The organism is Streptomyces sp. CB02009, assembly GCF_001905825.1.
Taxonomy (GTDB): domain Bacteria; phylum Actinomycetota; class Actinomycetes; order Streptomycetales; family Streptomycetaceae; genus Streptomyces.
Map to the genome: position 1 here is coordinate 44,977 of NZ_LIVV01000017.1, position 15,766 is coordinate 60,742.

17 protein-coding genes and 1 pseudogene are annotated in these 15,766 nt (G+C 71.4%); 14 read left to right on the top strand and 4 right to left on the bottom strand.

What is annotated here, in order from left to right; all coding sequences use genetic code 11:
* Positions 1-42 precede the first annotated feature (42 nt).
* On the bottom strand, positions 43-1,050 hold the full coding sequence (locus AMK27_RS39945) for an AraC family transcriptional regulator (RefSeq protein WP_241847795.1): 1,008 nt from the start codon (positions 1,048-1,050) through the stop codon (positions 43-45).
* A 208-nt stretch (positions 1,051-1,258) separates the two neighbouring features.
* Here AMK27_RS39945 and AMK27_RS39950 point away from each other — a divergent pair, with 208 nt between their 5' ends.
* From AMK27_RS39950 to AMK27_RS39985, 8 genes are all read left to right on the top strand, one after another.
* Positions 1,259-2,227, top strand: coding sequence for an alpha/beta hydrolase (locus tag AMK27_RS39950; RefSeq protein ID WP_073919308.1), 969 nt, complete (start codon positions 1,259-1,261; stop codon positions 2,225-2,227).
* 92 nt (positions 2,228-2,319) lie between these two features.
* Positions 2,320-3,048: a GPR1/FUN34/YaaH family transporter gene (locus tag AMK27_RS39955; RefSeq protein ID WP_241847796.1), complete on the top strand. Its 729-nt coding sequence runs from the start codon at positions 2,320-2,322 to the stop codon at positions 3,046-3,048.
* A gap of 76 nt (positions 3,049-3,124) precedes the next feature.
* Entirely contained in the window at positions 3,125-5,014 is a 1,890-nt protein-coding gene (locus AMK27_RS39960; protein ID WP_073919310.1) for an amidohydrolase, read from the top strand.
* Between the two features lie 147 nt (positions 5,015-5,161).
* Positions 5,162-5,761 (top strand): hydrolase, encoded by a 600-nt coding sequence (locus AMK27_RS39965; protein ID WP_079188811.1) that lies wholly within the window; start codon positions 5,162-5,164, stop codon positions 5,759-5,761.
* Between the two features lie 16 nt (positions 5,762-5,777).
* Complete coding sequence (locus AMK27_RS39970; RefSeq protein ID WP_073919313.1) at positions 5,778-6,296, top strand: DoxX family protein; 519 nt, start codon at positions 5,778-5,780, stop codon at positions 6,294-6,296.
* A gap of 58 nt (positions 6,297-6,354) precedes the next feature.
* Entirely contained in the window at positions 6,355-7,206 is an 852-nt protein-coding gene (locus AMK27_RS39975) for an alpha/beta fold hydrolase (protein WP_073919314.1), read from the top strand.
* 27 nt (positions 7,207-7,233) lie between these two features.
* Entirely contained in the window at positions 7,234-8,106 is an 873-nt protein-coding gene (locus AMK27_RS39980) for an alpha/beta hydrolase (RefSeq protein ID WP_073919316.1), read from the top strand.
* 658 nt (positions 8,107-8,764) lie between these two features.
* Positions 8,765-9,322, top strand: coding sequence for a hypothetical protein (locus tag AMK27_RS39985; RefSeq protein ID WP_073919318.1), 558 nt, complete (start codon positions 8,765-8,767; stop codon positions 9,320-9,322).
* Positions 9,323-9,490: 168 nt separating this feature from the next.
* On the opposite strand, the gene AMK27_RS39990 is transcribed toward AMK27_RS39985, so the two are convergent.
* Positions 9,491-10,627, bottom strand: a complete 1,137-nt coding sequence (locus tag AMK27_RS39990) for a helix-turn-helix domain-containing protein (protein WP_158076973.1) — start codon at positions 10,625-10,627, stop codon at positions 9,491-9,493.
* Between the two features lie 199 nt (positions 10,628-10,826).
* Here AMK27_RS39990 and AMK27_RS39995 point away from each other — a divergent pair, with 199 nt between their 5' ends.
* Positions 10,827-11,405, top strand: a complete 579-nt coding sequence (locus AMK27_RS39995) for a hypothetical protein (protein WP_241847797.1) — start codon at positions 10,827-10,829, stop codon at positions 11,403-11,405.
* A gap of 1,040 nt (positions 11,406-12,445) precedes the next feature.
* On the opposite strand, the gene AMK27_RS42875 is transcribed toward AMK27_RS39995, so the two are convergent.
* Together AMK27_RS42875 and AMK27_RS44635 are read right to left on the bottom strand one after the other, a co-directional pair.
* The gene (locus AMK27_RS42875) at positions 12,446-12,610 is read right to left on the bottom strand and encodes a hypothetical protein (RefSeq protein WP_158076974.1); all 165 of its coding nucleotides are present in this window, start codon (positions 12,608-12,610) and stop codon (positions 12,446-12,448) included.
* 588 nt (positions 12,611-13,198) lie between these two features.
* Positions 13,199-13,375 (bottom strand): annotated as a pseudogene (locus AMK27_RS44635) (SSI family serine proteinase inhibitor); the annotation flags it as partial.
* Positions 13,376-13,473: 98 nt separating this feature from the next.
* Here AMK27_RS44635 and AMK27_RS40010 point away from each other — a divergent pair.
* The 5 genes from AMK27_RS40010 to AMK27_RS40025 all read left to right on the top strand — a co-directional run.
* Positions 13,474-13,710 carry a hypothetical protein gene (locus tag AMK27_RS40010; RefSeq protein ID WP_143204952.1) on the top strand — a complete coding sequence of 79 codons (237 nt, stop codon included), beginning with the start codon at positions 13,474-13,476 and terminating at the stop codon, positions 13,708-13,710.
* 120 nt (positions 13,711-13,830) lie between these two features.
* Positions 13,831-14,193, top strand: a complete 363-nt coding sequence (locus AMK27_RS40015; RefSeq protein ID WP_143204953.1) for a transposase — start codon at positions 13,831-13,833, stop codon at positions 14,191-14,193.
* 255 nt (positions 14,194-14,448) lie between these two features.
* Complete coding sequence (locus AMK27_RS42550; protein ID WP_143204954.1) at positions 14,449-14,757, top strand: hypothetical protein; 309 nt, start codon at positions 14,449-14,451, stop codon at positions 14,755-14,757.
* A gap of 72 nt (positions 14,758-14,829) precedes the next feature.
* Entirely contained in the window at positions 14,830-15,219 is a 390-nt protein-coding gene (locus AMK27_RS44000; RefSeq protein WP_445194901.1) for a zeta toxin family protein, read from the top strand.
* 154 nt (positions 15,220-15,373) lie between these two features.
* Positions 15,374-15,766, top strand: a 393-nt coding sequence (locus AMK27_RS40025) for a DUF998 domain-containing protein (protein ID WP_143204955.1), incomplete at its 3' end; no start/stop codon positions are given.

The window sequence follows — 15,766 nt, forward strand, 5'->3', positions numbered from 1 at the left end:
TTGGGAAGCACCTGGCCTGTAGCGGAAGGCGCTCCGGTAGGGTCATCGGTCGGTGGGGCGGGTTCGGTGGCGGCGCCACTCGCTCGGTGTGGTGCCGTATGCGGTGCGGAAGCGCCGGGTGAAGTGACTGGGGCTGGTGAAGCCGCACCGGGCCGCGACGGCGGAGACCGGCAGTGCGGCGTGGCGAGGTGTGGCCAGGAGGCGGCAGGCCGCTTCCAGCCTCTCGGCGATGAGCCACTGTTCGAGGCGGATGCCCGCACGTGCCAGCACGACGTACAGCTGCCGTTTGGAGACGGCGTGGGCCGCGGCGATGCGTTCGGGCCCGAGGTCGGGGTCGGTGAGGTGGCGGCGTGTGTACGCCATGATGCGAGTCGCCAGGGAGTTGTCCATGGCTTCTCGGACCCGAGAGTCGCGTTCGTCGTGGCCGGCCGAGGTCAGCAGGGCACGGACGAGGTCGGTGGTGGCGTTGGCGAGGGCGCCGGCTCCAGGGTCCGTTTCGAGGCGCCCAGGGTTGAGGAACAGCGAGCGCAGGTGCCCGAGCAGCAGGTCGTGCACGGGGCTGGAGCGAAGCCGTACGGAGGCTCTGGTCACAGTGTCCACCGGCAGGCCGAGATGCTCCGTGTCGAAGGTGAGGGCCTGTGAGGCGCCGGGCCCGGACCAGCCGTAGGTGCGGGGGGCGAGTTCGTGGAAGACGCAGATGTCCTGCGGCCCGAGGGTGAACCGGGTGCCCGCCTGTTCGGCGCGGTGGATGCCCTGGGTCTGGAGCGAGACCGACACCACGGGACGATCGCGGTGGTGGCGTACATGTCTGGCCGTGCGCCGGACCTCAAGCCCTGAGCTTCGCATGTCGAAGAGGTCCAGGCCGCCCAGACGCCAGCCGTCGATGCGGGCGCTGATCCCGCTCCCGCCCTCCTCGTGGACGATCTCGTTCGGCACGGAGTTGTCCGTCATCGCGTGGTGGAACGCCTCCGCCCTGTCGCGTGGTGCGAAGTCGTCCAGGTCCAGCAGCAGCACGAACCAGCCCTCCAGCGCGGTCTTCCAGTGCGGCAACGCCCATCCTCCCGGCGACGGCGGGCAGCCGGTTGCTCACCTGTGCACGGGTCTGCTCCATTCGTGCCCGCGTGGTGACGCGAGCCCTGCGTCGAGGGGCAGCAGGCCAGCACGCACAGGCAACCCGGCGTCTCGTACGGCTTCTAGCTTCGGACGTGCGCCGCCTGACCCGCGCGGTGTGCACCCGATCCGCAGAAAGGTCCGATCCGTGACTGACCACGCATTCGTCGCGCCGGTTCTGGAACCCCAGGCCGCCGCCTTCGCCGAAGCGACCGCCACGCCGCCGTTCCTGTACCAGCTGCCGCCGGCCGAGGGCCGCAAGGCCGTCGAGGACGCTCAGACCGGCGACGTGGTGCTGCCCGCGGTCGACGAGCAGTGGGTAAGCGTTCCGGGCGGGCCGACCGGCGAGGTCCGCGCCAGGATCGTGCGGCCCGCCGGCGCGCAGGGCGAGCTGCCCGTTGCCGTCTTCGTGCACGGAGCCGGCTGGGTCTTCGGCAGCGCCCACACCCACGACCGGCTGGTGCGTGAACTGGCGGTCGGCACCGGCGCGGCGGTGGTGTTCCCCGAGTACGACCTCTCCCCGGAACACCGCTACCCCATCGCCGTGGAGCAGGTGTGGACCGTGGCCCGCTGGGTCGTCACCGACGGCACCACGCACGGGCTGGACGCCACCAGGATCGCGGTGGCCGGCGACTCGGTGGGCGGCAACCTGAGCACCGTGCTGACCCTGCTCGCCAAGGAGCGCGGCGGCCTCACCCTCGCCCACCAGGTGCTGTTCTACCCGGTCACCGACGCGAGCTTCGACACCACCTCCTACCGGCAGTTCGCCGAGGGCTACTTCCTGCGGCGCGACGGGATGCAGTGGTTCTGGGACCAGTACACCACTGACGAGAAGCAGCGCGCCGAGATCACCGCCTCCCCGCTGCGCGCCTGCGTCGAGCAGCTGACCGGCCTTCCGCCGGCGCTGGTGATCACCGCCGAGGCGGATGTGCTGCGCGATGAGGGAGAGGCGTACGCGGCCAAGCTGCGGCAGGCCGGTGTCGAGGTGACCGCCGTCCGCGTCCAGGGCGTCATCCACGACTTCGTCCTGCTCAACGCGCTGCGCGGCACCCAGGGCGCGGAGGTGGCCATCGCGCTGGCCGTCAGCACCCTGCGCAAGGCCCTCGCCGCCCACTGACCGAGGGGCGGGCGGCGAGGGGAGCGGTGGCCACCACGACGAACCGGCGCCGGCCGCCGGCCCGCGCCCGCCCCAGCACAAGGAGTGAGCCCATGGACCCACGAGACACCACCCCCGAGGGGCCCGCGGCCCCGATGCGGCCGGCCCAAGGCCGCCACCACGAGCCCGACCTTCGCGGCATGACCCGCATCACCCTGCGCCCCATCGCCTCGCCGATGCCGCTCGGCTTCTACACCGTGGCGATCGCCTCGACCATCGTCGGCTGCCTCCAGCTCGGCCTGTTCGAGGACGGCGCCGAGCACGCCGTCGCCCTGGCGATCCTGCCCGCGTTCTTTCTGCAACTGCTGGTGGGGTTCCTCGCGTTCGGCGCCCGCGACGTCCTGGCAGCGACCTTGATGGCGTGCTTCTCCGGGATGTGGCTGGCCAGCTCGCTGGTCCTGGCCACCCGCCCTCCGGGCGGCGCCCGGGTGCTGGGCGTGCTGAACCTCTGCTTCGTCCTGTTCGCCCTGCTGATGGCGAGCGTCGCCAAGCCCAAGCGGGCACTGTGGCTGGTGCTGTGCACCGCCGTGCCGCGCTTCGCCGTGGCCGCCGCCGCCAACCTGAGCGGCGCGCACTGGCTCACCGATCTCTCCGGCGCGCTCGGCCTGCTGCTGGCCGCGGTCGCCATGTATGCCGCCTTCGCTCTGATGCTGGAGGACATGCGGGGCCAGGAAGTGCTGCCGCTCGGCCGCAGCGGCCCCGCACGCCAAGCCGTCGACGGCGACCTGACGGTCCAGCTGCGCAACCTGGAGCGCCACGCCGGCGTCCGCCGCACCTTGTGAACGACCGCACCAGCCGGGAGCAGTGCGGTCTGTGCGCGTAACCCCTTGCCGTGACTCCAGCGAGAGCGAGACCTCCATGTCCACGATGCCGGTCGGCGGCGTAACCCCCGCAGCCGGGCCCGCAGAGGGCGCCGACGTCGTCCTGCGCAACGCCAGGATCCACACCGGCGACCCGTCGCGTCCCTCCGCCACCGCCCTCGCCGTCCGCGCGGGCCGCATCACCGCGATCGGCGACGACGCCGAGGTGGCCGCCCACGTCGGCCCCGCGACCAGGGTCGTCGACGCGCTGGGCCGCCGCGTCGTGCCCGGCCTGAACGACTCGCACCTGCACGTCATCCGCGGTGGCCTCAACTACGTGCTGGAGCTGCGCTGGGATGGCGTCCCCTCGTTGCGCCAGGCGTTGGCGATGCTGCGCGAGCAGGCCGGGCGCACGCCCAAGGGGCAGTGGATCCGGGTGGTCGGAGGCTGGTCGGCCGAGCAGTTCGCCGAGCGGCGGATGCCCACACCGGCCGAGCTGAACGAGGCCGCCCCCGACACTCCGGTGTTCGTGCTGCACCTCTACCAGTCGGCGATCCTCAACCGGGCCGCCGTCCGAGCCGCGGGCTTCACCCGCGACACCCCCGACCCGCGCGGCGGCCAGATCGTCCGCGACCGAGACGGCCACCCCAACGGGATGCTGCTGGCGGCGCCGAGCGCGCTGATCCTCTACACCACCCTCGCCGCCGCGCCGACCCTGGAGGCGGCGGACCGCAAGATCTCCACCCGGCACTTCCTGCGCGAGCTGAACCGCTTCGGCCTCACCTCCGCGGTGGACGCCGCCGGCGGCTTCCAGAGCTTCCCCGACAACTACGCCACCGTCATCGAACTGGCCCGCGACCGCGTGCTGAGCGTGCGGATCGGCTACCACCTCTTCCCGCAGACCGCCGGGCAGGAGATCGCCGACCTCACCCGCTGGGTGCAGAGCGTGCGGCCCGACGACGGCGACGAGTGGCTGCGCCTCAACGGCGCCGGGGAGAACCTGACCTGGGCCGCGGCCGACTTCGAGAACTTCTCCGAACCACGCCCCGAACTCGGTTCGTACGAGGGTGAGTTCGAGAAGGCTGTGCGGCTGCTGCTGGAGCACGGCTGGGGTTTCCGGCTGCACGCCACCTACGACGAGACCATCCAGCGCGACCTCGCCGTCTTCGAGAAGCTCGCCGTCGAGGGCCACTTCCCCGGCGGCAGCCGCTGGCTCTTCGACCACGCCGAAACGGTCACCCCCGCCAGCCTGGAGCGGATCTCCGCACTCGGAGGCGCGATCAGCGTCCAGAACCGCATGTCCTTCCAGGGCCAGGCCTTCACCGACCGCTACGGCCCGCAGGCTGCCGCCCACACTCCGCCGCTGAAGGAGATGCTCGCCGGCGGCATCCCGCTCGCGGCCGGCACCGACGCCACCCGGGTCTCCTCCTACAACCCCTGGGTCGCCCTGCACTGGCTGGTCACCGGCCGGACCGTCGGCGACCTGGCCCTCTACCCGCCCGACCGGCTGGTCTCCCGCGAGCGCGCCCTTGACCTGTACACCCGAGGCGGGGCCCGGATCACCGGCGAGGACGACGTCAAGGGCGTCCTCAAGGAAGGCTGGTACGCCGACTTCGCCGTCCTCAGCCACGACTACTTCACTGTGCCCCCCGAGGACATCGCGCACATCGAGGCGGTCCTGACCGTCGTCGGCGGCCGGATCGTCTACGCCGCCGCCGAGCATGAGGGGCTCGACGAAGCCCTCCCGCCGCTCAGCCCCTCCTGGAGTCCGGTCGCCCGCTTCGGCGGCTACCAGGCCAGCCCGCCCCCGTCGGCGGGAGCCCGCCAGGCCGACCTTCTGGCCGAAGCCGTCGCCGAAGGCGAGCAGCACCGGCAGTGGCGGGCCACGCGCGGCCTCGCCGCTCCCCAGCAGCAGCCCGCCGCCCTCGACCCCTGCTTCGGTCCCTGACCCACCCCGGCAGCGGTCCGCCCACTGCTCGCCCCACCTCACCCACCGTTCACCCCTCGAAAGGAACCACTCGTGTCGGACTTCAACTTCGACCTCGACGCCGTCACCGCCGCGCCCAGCCGCGACCTGCTCACCCCCGACAACGCGATGATGCTGTTCGTCGACCACCAGCCGCAGATGTTCTTCGGCGCCGCCAGCGCCGACCGCGTCGCCGTCATCAACGCCACCGTCGGCCTGGCCAAGGCCGCCCGGGCGTTCGACGTCCCCGTCGTCCTGTCCACCGTCGCGGCCGAGTCGTTCTCCGGGCCGATCCTGCCGCAGCTGCGCGAGGTCTTCCCCAAGCACGACATAGTCGACCGGACCTCCATGAACGCCTGGGAGGACGAGGCCCTGGTGGAAGCCGTCAAGGCGACCGGCCGCCACAAGATCGTGCTCAGCGGCCTGTGGACCGAGGTCTGCCTCGTCCTGCCCGCCCTGTCCGCACTTAACCAGGGCTACGAGGTCTACGTCGTCGCCGACGCCTCCGCCGGCGTCACCCCCGCCGCCCACGAGCACGCCATCCAGCGGATGACCGCCGCCGGAGCCGTCCCCGTCACCTGGCTCCAGGTCCTCCTGGAGCTCCAGCGCGACTGGGCCCGCACCGACACCTACGCCGCCACCACCGACGTGGTCAAGGAGCACGGCGGCGCCTACGGTCTGGGCATCGTCTACGCCCACACCATGATCGACCCGCACGCCGCCGGCTGACCGGAGCCCTTCCACCATGGACACCGACACCGGACTGCTCCTGCTGCGCCTCCTCGCCGGTCTGCTGCTCGCCGCGCACGGCGTGCAGAAGGTCAGCTTCCTGCTGGGCGGCAGCGGACTGGCCGGCGGCACCGAGGAGTTCCGGCACGACGGCTTCCGCGGCGGGGCGCTCACCGCCCTCGCCGCGGGAGCCGGCCAGATCGGCTCCGGCCTGCTGCTCGCGGCCGGAGCCCTCACCCCGCTCGCCGCCGCCGGGACCATCGGCGTGATGACCGTCGCGCTCACCGTCAAATGGCCCAACGGCCTGTGGGTGCAGCACGACGGCTACGAGTACCCCCTCGTCCTCATCGGCATCGCCACCACGCTCACCCTCACCGGGCCTGGCCGCCTCTCCGCCGACCACACCCTGGGCCTGCCCCACTGGCCCGCCTGGTCGGCCGCGGCCGCCCTGGCCGCAGGCGTCGCCGGCGGCCTCGCCGTGCGCACCCTGCTGCACCGCCCGCCCACGCCGGAGGCGCCGCCGAGGTCCCCGTGACCGCACCCGAGCACAACGCGCCTATGCCCATGCCCCCTCTCCGTAAGGATTCTCGATCATGACCGGCCGTCCGCTGAGCCGACGCCACACTCTCAAGGGCGCCGTCGGCGCCGCCGCAGCCCTCACCGTCGCCGAGGCCACCGGCGCCGCGCCGGCCGCGGCGTCCGACGGAGCCGGCGCCGAGGCCGACGGGGCCGCGAAGGCGACCGTGGTCCTGGTCCACGGCGCGTTCGCCGACGCCGCCAGCTGGAACCCCGTCACCGAGCGCCTCCAGCGCCAGGGCCACCAGGTGATCGCCGCCGCCAACCCTCTGCGCGGCCTCGCCCACGACGCCGCCCAGGTGACCGCCCGGCTCGCCGCCATCCCCGGCCCCGTCGTTTTGGCCGGCCACTCCTACGCCGGCGCCGTCATCACGCAAGCCGCCGCCACCGCGCCCAACGTCAAAGCCCTCGTCTACATCGCTGCGTTCGTCCCCGACACCGGAGAAGTCCTCGGCGAGCTCGCCGCCCGCTACCCCGGCTCCCAGCTCGACGCCGCCCTCACCCCCGTCCCCGTTCCCGGCCCGGACGGCTCCACCGCAATCGACCTCTACATCCGCACCGACCGCTACCACGACGTCTTCGCCCAGGACGTGGCCCGCCACACCACCCGGGTGCTGGCCGCTGGGCAGCGCCCGCTCAGCGCCTCCGCCTTCACCGACCGGGTCAGCGGCGCGGCCTGGCGCACCCTGCCGTCGTGGAACCTGATCTCCACCCAGGACCGGGGCATCGTCCCCGCCCTCCAGCGGTTCCAGGCCACCCGCGCCCGCTCCCGCACCATCGAGGTCCCCACCTCCCACCTGCCGATGCACAGCAGGCCCGACGCCGTCACCGCCCTCGTCCGCTCCGCCGCCCGCACCGTCAGCCCCTGACCCGCGCCGCCCTGAAGGAGACCCAACGTGTCGTCCCCCGCAGCAACGCCCGCCTCCGTCCGAGATCTCGCCCAGGTCGAGGCCGCCAACGCCACCGGCCGCGTCCCCGTCGTCTTCATCCACGGCCTGTGGCTGCTGCCCACCAGCTGGGACCGCTGGGCCACCGTCTTCGAGCAGGCCGGCTTCGCCCCGGTCCTGCCGGGCTGGCCCGACGACCCCGAAACCGTCGAGGAGGCGCACGCCCACCCGGAGGTCTTCGCGGGCAAGAGCGTGGGCCAGGTCGCCGACCACTTCTGCGACCTGATCGGCCGCCTGGATCGAAGGCCGGTGGTCATCGGCCACTCCTTCGGCGGGCTGATCACCCAGATCACCGCCGGACGCGGCCTGTCCCAGGCCTCGGTGGCCATCGACCCCGCCCCGTTCCGGGGCGTGCTGCCGCTGCCGCTGTCCTCCCTGCGCGCCGCGAGCGCCGTGCTCGCAAACCCGGCCAACTACCACCGCGCGGTGCCGCTGACCTTCGATCAGTTCCGCTACGCCTTCGCCAACGCCGTCAGCGAGGAGGAGGCTCTGGAGCTGTACGGCGCCTTCGCGGTGGCCGCCCCTGGCGAGCCGCTCTTCCAGGCCGCCGCCGCCAACCTCAACCCCTGGACCGAGGCGAAGGTCGACACCCACGCGGCCGACCGCGGACCGCTGCTGATCATCTCAGGCGAGAAGGACAACACCGTTCCCTGGGCGATCGCCAACGCCACCTACAAGAAGCAGGCACAGAACGAGCACGCCGTCACCGAGATCACCGAGATCCCCGGCCGCGGCCACTCCCTCACCATCGACAACGGCTGGCGCGAAGTCGCCGACACCGCCCTCACCTTCGTCCGCCGCTTCGCCGACCCGACCACCTGAGACCCCCAGCCGGCAGCCACACCACGCCGGGCGGTTACCAACCGGCCCTGCCCTCCCGCACCGGCCGCCCCGTCCGCGGGACCTCACGCGATGCGGCAGGCGGCCGGCCAACCATGACAAGGAGAACCGATGGACCTACCCCATCAGCCGACAGCCGCAACGCGCCCGGGACCGCGGCGCGCGTCGCGCCTGCCGGTGGTGGCGCTCACCACCCTCGCCCTGCTCCTGAGCGCAGGGCTGACGCCCGCATCGGCAACCGAAGGGCAGTGGCTCAACGAGGGAGGCCTGGCCCGCTCCCCCGAAGCCATGGCCTCCGACTGGTTCCGCGGCGACAACTACCAGTTCGTCCGCGGCGAAGACAACCAGATCTGGTGGCGCTACGCCAACGGCTCCTGGCGCGTCATGCCGGGCAACGGCCGCACCCACCACCGACCCGACGTCACCGTCATCGAGGACCAACTAGGCCCCCCTGGTCGTCTTCCACACCGGCGACAACGGCGAGGTCTACTACAGCATCCTGGGGGGCGCCGCCGGAAACATCTGGTCACCCTGGGCCCAACTCGGCCACGTCGGCACACATCACGGCATCTCCGCCGTCGGATACCGCGACAGAGCCACGCTGTCCACCGTCGTCGGCGACCGGATATGGGTCGCGCAAATGACGATGTCCAACGGCCGGGTCACCATCGGGCCGTACTGGAGCCCGCAGACACAGCCCCGCGTCTTCACCGCCGCCACCTACATCCACGCCCCCCTCACCACCAACGACGGCGTGTCGGTCGCGCACGAGGTAGAACTCATGGACGCCATCGTCGGGCGGGACCGCAACATCTGGATTTCCCACACAAGTCCGGACAACCTCATCAACGCCACCTACACCGCCGTGCCCGGCAACGCACAATGCGAGTCCGTAGGCCTGGGCCGCGGCGGCCCGGAGCAGCCGGTCACCGACCGCAACAACCCCGCTTGGCGGGCACAGCGGAACGTGACGCTCGGCTGCATCAGCCCCAATGACCACCAGCTCTACCTCAACCGCTCCACCGACGGTGGATACACCTGGCAGGGCTGGAACCACAGCACAGGCGGCCCCTCGCCCTCCGACGCCGCCCCGGCAATCGAAGGCGCCCCCGGCGGAGAAGTCTTCGCAAGCGTCTCCTGGGGAAACGACACCGCCCCCTTCTCCCGGCACATGGTGGTCAACAAGCGCGTCCTATGACCGGCATCCGCCCGGTGGCCGACCGCCCACGCGGATCAGGGCACTTGCTGGCCACGGCCACCCAACCGGCGCAGGCCCCGCCGGAACAGGAAGGTGATCCGCCCGTACACACCCGCCGCCGGGCAGGGCCGGAACAGGCGGCCTTCTCCGCGCCCCGCCCGCCCCGGGTCACGGGTCGAGGAGGCGCGGGCTGTCACCGTTGCCGGCGTGCAGCGCCCGCCAGTCGCCGGGGGTGATTCCGAAAGCCCTTTTGAAGGCGCGGCTGAAGTGGGCGGCGTTCGGGAAGCCCCACCGGTGCCCGACAGCGGCGATCGACCGGTGGCGTGCCGAGGGGGACGCGAGTTCCTCACGGCAGCGTTCGAGGCGCTGCGACCGGATCCACTCGCCCAGGTGCACACCATTTCGGGACAGGACCTTGTACAGCTGGCGAAGCGAGAGGTGGTGGCAGGCCGCGACACGAGCCGGCGTCAGGTCGTGGTCTCCGAGGTGGGCCCGGACATAGTCCATGACCCGCAGACACAGCGTCTCGTCCGCAGCGTGGAACGCTGCGCGGCGGTCACCGAGCCGCGCCGTGATGAGAGCACGCAGCAACTCGATGCCCGGCCTGCCCGCCGCTTCCAGGTCATGGGCGGAAGACGCCGCAGCCCGGGCCTGCTGGCGCGCGATCCGCCGCAGGCACGTGGCGGTGAGGTCCGCCAGCGGGTCCCGGCGGCCCAACGGCACCGCGGTCGCAAGCTTCAACAGACCTTCCGGTAAAGCGAGCTCGGCGCGCGGGATCCGGAAGTAGTGCTGATGGATACCGTCCCTGTTCAGCAGCGTGTAAGGGCGCGTGGTGTCGTACAGCGCCATGTCGCCGGGCCGCAGCACAGCCTCCCGGCCGTCCTGCACGACCATGCTGCTGCCGGTGACCTGCAGCCCGACGAACACGCTCGGCTCCATGTCGTCCCGGGCGAGTGCAGGAGTACGTCGCACCACGGTGGCATTGGCCCGCACCGAGCAGACAGTCAGCGGCCCGACACGGCTGATCACCCCTGACGTGCGGATGAGCCGTGGGTCGGGCTGATGGGTGATCTCCACCCGCACCACACTGCTCCAGATCACCTCGCGAATCGCCTCCGCCCGCTCGCCAGGCGCCATGACCGTACTGTCGATCAACATGTTCATCGTCTCCCCCTGGCGCCGCTCGACAAGCAGGCGCCCAAATAGAGTCAAACGGGTGGCGGCAACGGTGACAAGGCAGGACCGGACTGATCGCTCCAGCGAGATTCCGGCCGGACTCTCGCGCTTGCCGATCTTGGTCGCCAAGATAGCCGGGTGCGTGCTGGCCCCTCGTGACGGCCCGTGGGAGCGGGTAGGTCCGTCGCCGCCGCGGGGCGCCTGAATCACCCGAACCATCCGGGAGGTGCTCGGCTCCTCATGAACGGATCGCGAACCGGCGTTGCCTGACGCGATGCCCCAGCCGAGGGCTTTGGCTGCTCAGGCGTCACGGGGTGGTGTCGGCTCTGTGCTGGACGTGCGTGGCTTCGCATGGTCGCGGTCGGCGCTGGAGGCGATGGACGCGGCCACCGTGCGGGCTGCGATGCCGCGCGAGGCGATCTCGCCATACGGGGCGGCGAACCGGATCGCGGCGGCACTCGGTACGCCAAACAAGCCCGGCCAGCCGCCGGCGGTGTCCTCCTACGCGGTGGAGCGGCTGATCGCGCTGGGGCTCCTGGTCGACCTCAGTGCCCATCGGCGGTACAGCGCCCTCAACCCCGACCAGGTTGATCAGGTCGCCGCCCTGGAGCTGGCCGAGCTGCTGGACCGTGAGGCGCCGCTCGGGCCGGAGCAGGCCGCTGCCCGGCTCGGTGTCCGCCGGGTCGATTTCGAGTGGATGCGCCGCCTGGGGTGGATCGCTCCGGTCTCCTTCGGCCGCGTCCAGTTCGGTGCGAGCAAGGCCGGCGCTGTCGAGGTCCCGCGGTTCGCCGCCGGGCACGTCGACGACCTGCCCGGGGCGCACCCCGAGGTCGACTGGGCGCAGCTGCGCACGGTCGGCAAGGGCCGACGCTCTCCCCTCGCCGAACTTCAGGCGCAGCCGGCCTGAGCTCCGCAACCGGGATCCTGATGAACGACGCTTCTTCCCCCTCGGCTATCGCGTAAGGAAGCAGCGTGTCGCCCTGGCGGCCCATCAGGAACTGCACCCCGCGAGAGGGCTGCGGCCACGCCACCCATGCCGACATCGGCGCCGCGATCAACATCAAAGCCCGCGCAGAGCTCACGTCCGAGTCCGCCGCCCCAGGACTCGCCAACCATGACCAAGGCGTTCACTGCGGAGCACCGGCGAACCAGGCCCGCCCCAAGGCCCGGCGGTATGCCCCTGTAGCGAAGCCCGGCTTGCCCTACTCCGGAGAAGTGAGCGGCAAAGTACCGAAGGGCAGAGCGTCACACTCGCCTGTCAGCCAGCCAGGCTGACTGAGGCCGCGACGGTCAACTGGCGGTGGTGCAAGGGTGCGGCGTGCGCTGGGAGGTGCGCGTCTGCGCTGTCCGGCATCCGGTCTCGACGTCGTGGGCTCGTCCTCTGCTGCCCTACGCTCTGCGGCATGACTCGACGTATCGGCCGGGGCGGCCGGAAGGGACAGACCCACACCGCCACGCCCAACCTGCGCCTCTACGACGTCCCGCCAGCTTCCGATGTCACGGTGACCCGGGCCGACGGAACGGTGGTGACCCAGTCGGCGAAGAAGCCGAAGGAGACGGCGTCCGCCCGCCCGCGTAAAGGCCCGATGGTGTGTGGCATGTGCGGGGGGCCGATCACGGGCGAGCGGGTTCTGTTCAGCTGGGGTGGCGGGTCTGCCCGGGGCAAGCCGGTGCACAGCCGGTGTGACCCGAAGGCCCGGCCCGAACGTCCCCCGCGGTCCACCTCGAAGAACAAGTACGCGGCCCCACCTCCGAAGCGGACGCCTGGGCCGCGCAAGCCTGTGGGCACGTGCCCCAAGTGCGGGGCCCCGCCCGGGGAACTCTGCACGGTCCAGTACGCCGACGGCACGACCGGACAGGTCAAGATCGGGCACATCCAGCGCAGGGCCGCTCCAGACGCCTGAACCGCTCCCCATACGCGCAGCGGCTCGGCCGCAGCAGGTCTGATCAGCGGCCGTACACGCTGCGACAGAGGTCGGCGGCGCCCATGGGCGCCTGGATGCCCTGGGCCTGGCGGCAGAGCTGACGCATCTCGGGGGCCTGCCCGGTCGCCGGCTGCTGGCGGCGCGGGGCCGTGGGTTGCTTCCGCGTCTGCTTGCGCTGTTTCGCCAACGTCTTCGCCTTCGGGGTCTTCTTGGGCGCGGGCTTCGCGGCGGCGGAGTGGCGGTGAGGCGGGTGGGGGCGTACGGCAGGCCGCCCAGCCGGGAATGGGGCGGGCGGCGATGCCTTGGCCGGAGTTTTCGCGGCGGCGCGGCCGGGCGTGGGCGGTGTGACCCCGGCGCCGGCAAGCTCTTCCCGTGCAGGGGCCTCGGTCGGCCTGGGCTCGGACGGAAGCAGGGCCGGAGGCCTGTCATCTGCGGGGGCGAGCGGTGCGGGCCGCGCGGCAGGTGGTGCGGGAGCGGGGGTAGGGGGGACCGCTACGCAGCCGGTGGTCAGGGCGGCGGCCAGGAGGAGAAGAGTGGTGCGGCGCTTCATGGTCGTCACGCTTAAGCAGGTGAGGCAGCAGGGGGTGGTGACGCGGCGCGGGTCCACCGTGACGAGTGACTGGAGGGTCCGTAGTGGACGTGGCAGCGCCCCTGCCTGGGGGGGGTTGGCAGGGGCACTGTGCGAGGCGGTCGGGGAGCTGAGGACCAGTCGGCTCGGTCCTGCCTCACAGATCAGGGTAGGAGTGTCCTGCCCGTGTTCGGGGCGGAATGCCCGTCAGAAGTGGAAAACGGCGCCGGTCTTGCCGGCGGCTTCGCAGTTGTTGGCGTAGGTGCGGGTCCATTCGACGGCGCGGCCGCGGTAGGTGCCCTGGGCTGAGAGGGTGACCGGGGCGTGCTCGGCGGTGCAGATGCGGTCGTGCTCGCCGCGCAGGCGGTCGAGGTCGCCGCCGGCGGTCGTTCGTTCCGCCGGACGGCACCCTCGACGTCAGCGGCCAGCCCCGGCGTCTGGTGGCCCGCACGACCCAGAGATACGAGGCGGTCCAGGCACTGTTGGCCGAGGGGAAGCCGCTGGGGGCGATCGGCCGGACGCTGCGGCTGGACCACTCCACCGTCCGCCGCTTCGCCCGAGCCGGCAGCCTCGACGAACTCCTGGTCAAAGCCACAAGCCGGCTGTCCATACTCGACGAGCACAAACCCTATCTCCATGCCCGTTGGCTGGAGGGCTGTCACGACATACCCCAGCTCCACCGGGAACTGGTCGAGCGCGGATTCACCGGCAGCGTCTAGTGCCTCCGCCGCTACTTCCGCGCCTTCCGGCCTGCCCGTCAACCAGGACGGAAGCGGCAGCCGGTGTCCCGGCCGCAGCCCAGGCCGGCCCCGAAACCCCGGCGCATCGTCCGCTGGACCATGACGAACCCCCAGCACCTCGCGGCCGCCGACGCCGCGGAGCTAAAGGAGATCCGCACAGTCTGCCCTCACCTCGACGCCGTCACACGGCACGTCCACGACCTCGCCGAGATGCTCCACCACCTCCGGGGAGACCAGCTCCCGGACTGGATGGAACGCGTCCTCGCCGACGACCTCCCGGCCCTGCATTCCCTGGTCAGCGGCCTACGGCGAGACTTCGACGCCGTCACCGCCGGCCTCTCCACCCCATGGAGCTCCGGGCAGGTCGAGGGCCACGTCACCCGCGTCAAGCTCATCAAGCGCATGGCCTACGGCCGAGCCAACCTCGACCTCCTGCGCCAGCGCGTACTCCTGGGACCATAACCCTGCGCCAGGGACCTCCCGCTGTGAGATCGTCCGAACCTGCCGTCTATTCTGAACGCGTTCAGTCGGGTGGCGGGTGGGATGCGGATGAGTACTTCAGCGAGACGGTGGTCGGCTCTGGTCGCCGCGTTGGCGTGGGCTTGCGTTGCTTGCGCTGATGCAGGTGGAGACGCGGCTCGCATTGATCAGTCGGCGCTTACGGGCGAGTGGAGTAGCCCTGGTGGCGCTCTTCTTCACTTGCGGGCGGACCGCGGTATGACGGGTGAAAGCCTGAACAGTGCGATGCTGGGAGGCACATCGTGCCCGGACGCTGTAACCGGCCACTGGAGCTTCTTCAGCGCATCCGACGAGGCGGGTTCCTCCTTCGCTGACGACGCGCTCACCAGCGGCGACACCGTCTCCCTGAGCATCGACCCTCCGAAAGACTCCTGTCTCTTGTCGGCTCTGGTCCGGCGGGACGAGCACGGACTCAATCTCTGCCTGGTAGAAGACCCTGATTCCGACTGTTCCGCCGAAGAACTTCTCCGCCTTGAGTCAGCATCGGCAGAAGAGGCTGCGAAGTGACCCACCGCCCCTGCCTTTGAAGGAGCATCACAAGATCCCCGACAGAGCCGAATAACGCGATCGTCCACACGCCTGCCGCAGTGGACGCGGGGGGCCGTGCCGCAGGAACGGCCGGTCGTTGTGTTCGTCGCAGGTCAGCCCGGGGCCGGAAAAACGAGAGTCGCCGACCTGATCCAGGCTGCCCTGGGACAACGTGGTGGGGCAGTCCGGACGGATTTCCACGTCCTCCGGCACACGTACGCCGCCTCGATCATCCTCGAAGCCGGCGAGTCCGTGGTCACCCTCGCCCGATGGCTCGGCCACTCCAGCCCGACCATCACCCTCGGCCACTCCAGCCCGACCATCACCCTCGACCACTACGCCCACTTCATGCCCGAGGCCGGTGGCAAGGGGCGGGCGGCTGTGGACGCGCTGCTCGGTGCGGTTCCCGCGTACGTTCCGGAGAACATGGCCCTTGCCTGAGAACGGGTGGCACAGCAGACGCTGTGCCACCCGTTCTCGTTGGGCTTCGGCCGCCCCGTGGGCGGGTGACGCAGGACACTCTCGCCGTATCGATGACTTCGCCGGACGCGATCGGTCATGTCTACGACAGCATCCGAACGAGGAAGGCCCCGACATGCCCCAGACGCTCAGCGCCCGTTCCCAAGCCGTCCGCACCTCGCCGGCCTCGCGGGCGGCGGCTCGTGGCCTGATGGCAGGGGCTGTCGTGGCGGGACCGCTGTTCCTCGGAGTGGGCATCTTTCAAGGACTGACCCGCGAGGGCTTCGACTTCGGCCGCAACGCGATCAGCCAGCTCGCCCTCGGTGAGGCGGGCTGGATCCAGACGATGAACTTCCTCATTGCGGGAGCCCTGTTGATCGCGGGCGCGGTCGGGCTGCGCCGTGCGCTGGGCGGAGGCGCCTGGGGTCCGGTCCTGACCGGAGTCTTCGGCGCCTCGTTCTGGGCTGCCGCGGCCTTCCCCGCCGATCCCGGCGCTGGTTTCCCCGTCGGAGCCCCCGACGCGACCGAG

Excerpts from the sequence above, each read along its gene's own strand:
- AMK27_RS42550 (WP_143204954.1), top strand. The coding sequence starts at position 14,449 with ATGACGGGTGAAAGCCTGAACAGTGCGATGCTGGGAGGCACATCGTGC.
- AMK27_RS39955 (WP_241847796.1), top strand. The coding sequence starts at position 2,320 with ATGGACCCACGAGACACCACCCCCGAGGGGCCCGCGGCCCCGATGCGG.
- AMK27_RS39975 (WP_073919314.1), top strand. The coding sequence starts at position 6,355 with ATGACCGGCCGTCCGCTGAGCCGACGCCACACTCTCAAGGGCGCCGTC.
- AMK27_RS39960 (WP_073919310.1), top strand. The coding sequence starts at position 3,125 with ATGTCCACGATGCCGGTCGGCGGCGTAACCCCCGCAGCCGGGCCCGCA.
- AMK27_RS39985 (WP_073919318.1), top strand. The coding sequence starts at position 8,765 with ATGACGATGTCCAACGGCCGGGTCACCATCGGGCCGTACTGGAGCCCG.
- AMK27_RS39965 (WP_079188811.1), top strand. The coding sequence starts at position 5,162 with ATGATGCTGTTCGTCGACCACCAGCCGCAGATGTTCTTCGGCGCCGCC.
- AMK27_RS39970 (WP_073919313.1), top strand. The coding sequence starts at position 5,778 with ATGGACACCGACACCGGACTGCTCCTGCTGCGCCTCCTCGCCGGTCTG.
- AMK27_RS40015 (WP_143204953.1), top strand. The coding sequence starts at position 13,831 with ATGACGAACCCCCAGCACCTCGCGGCCGCCGACGCCGCGGAGCTAAAG.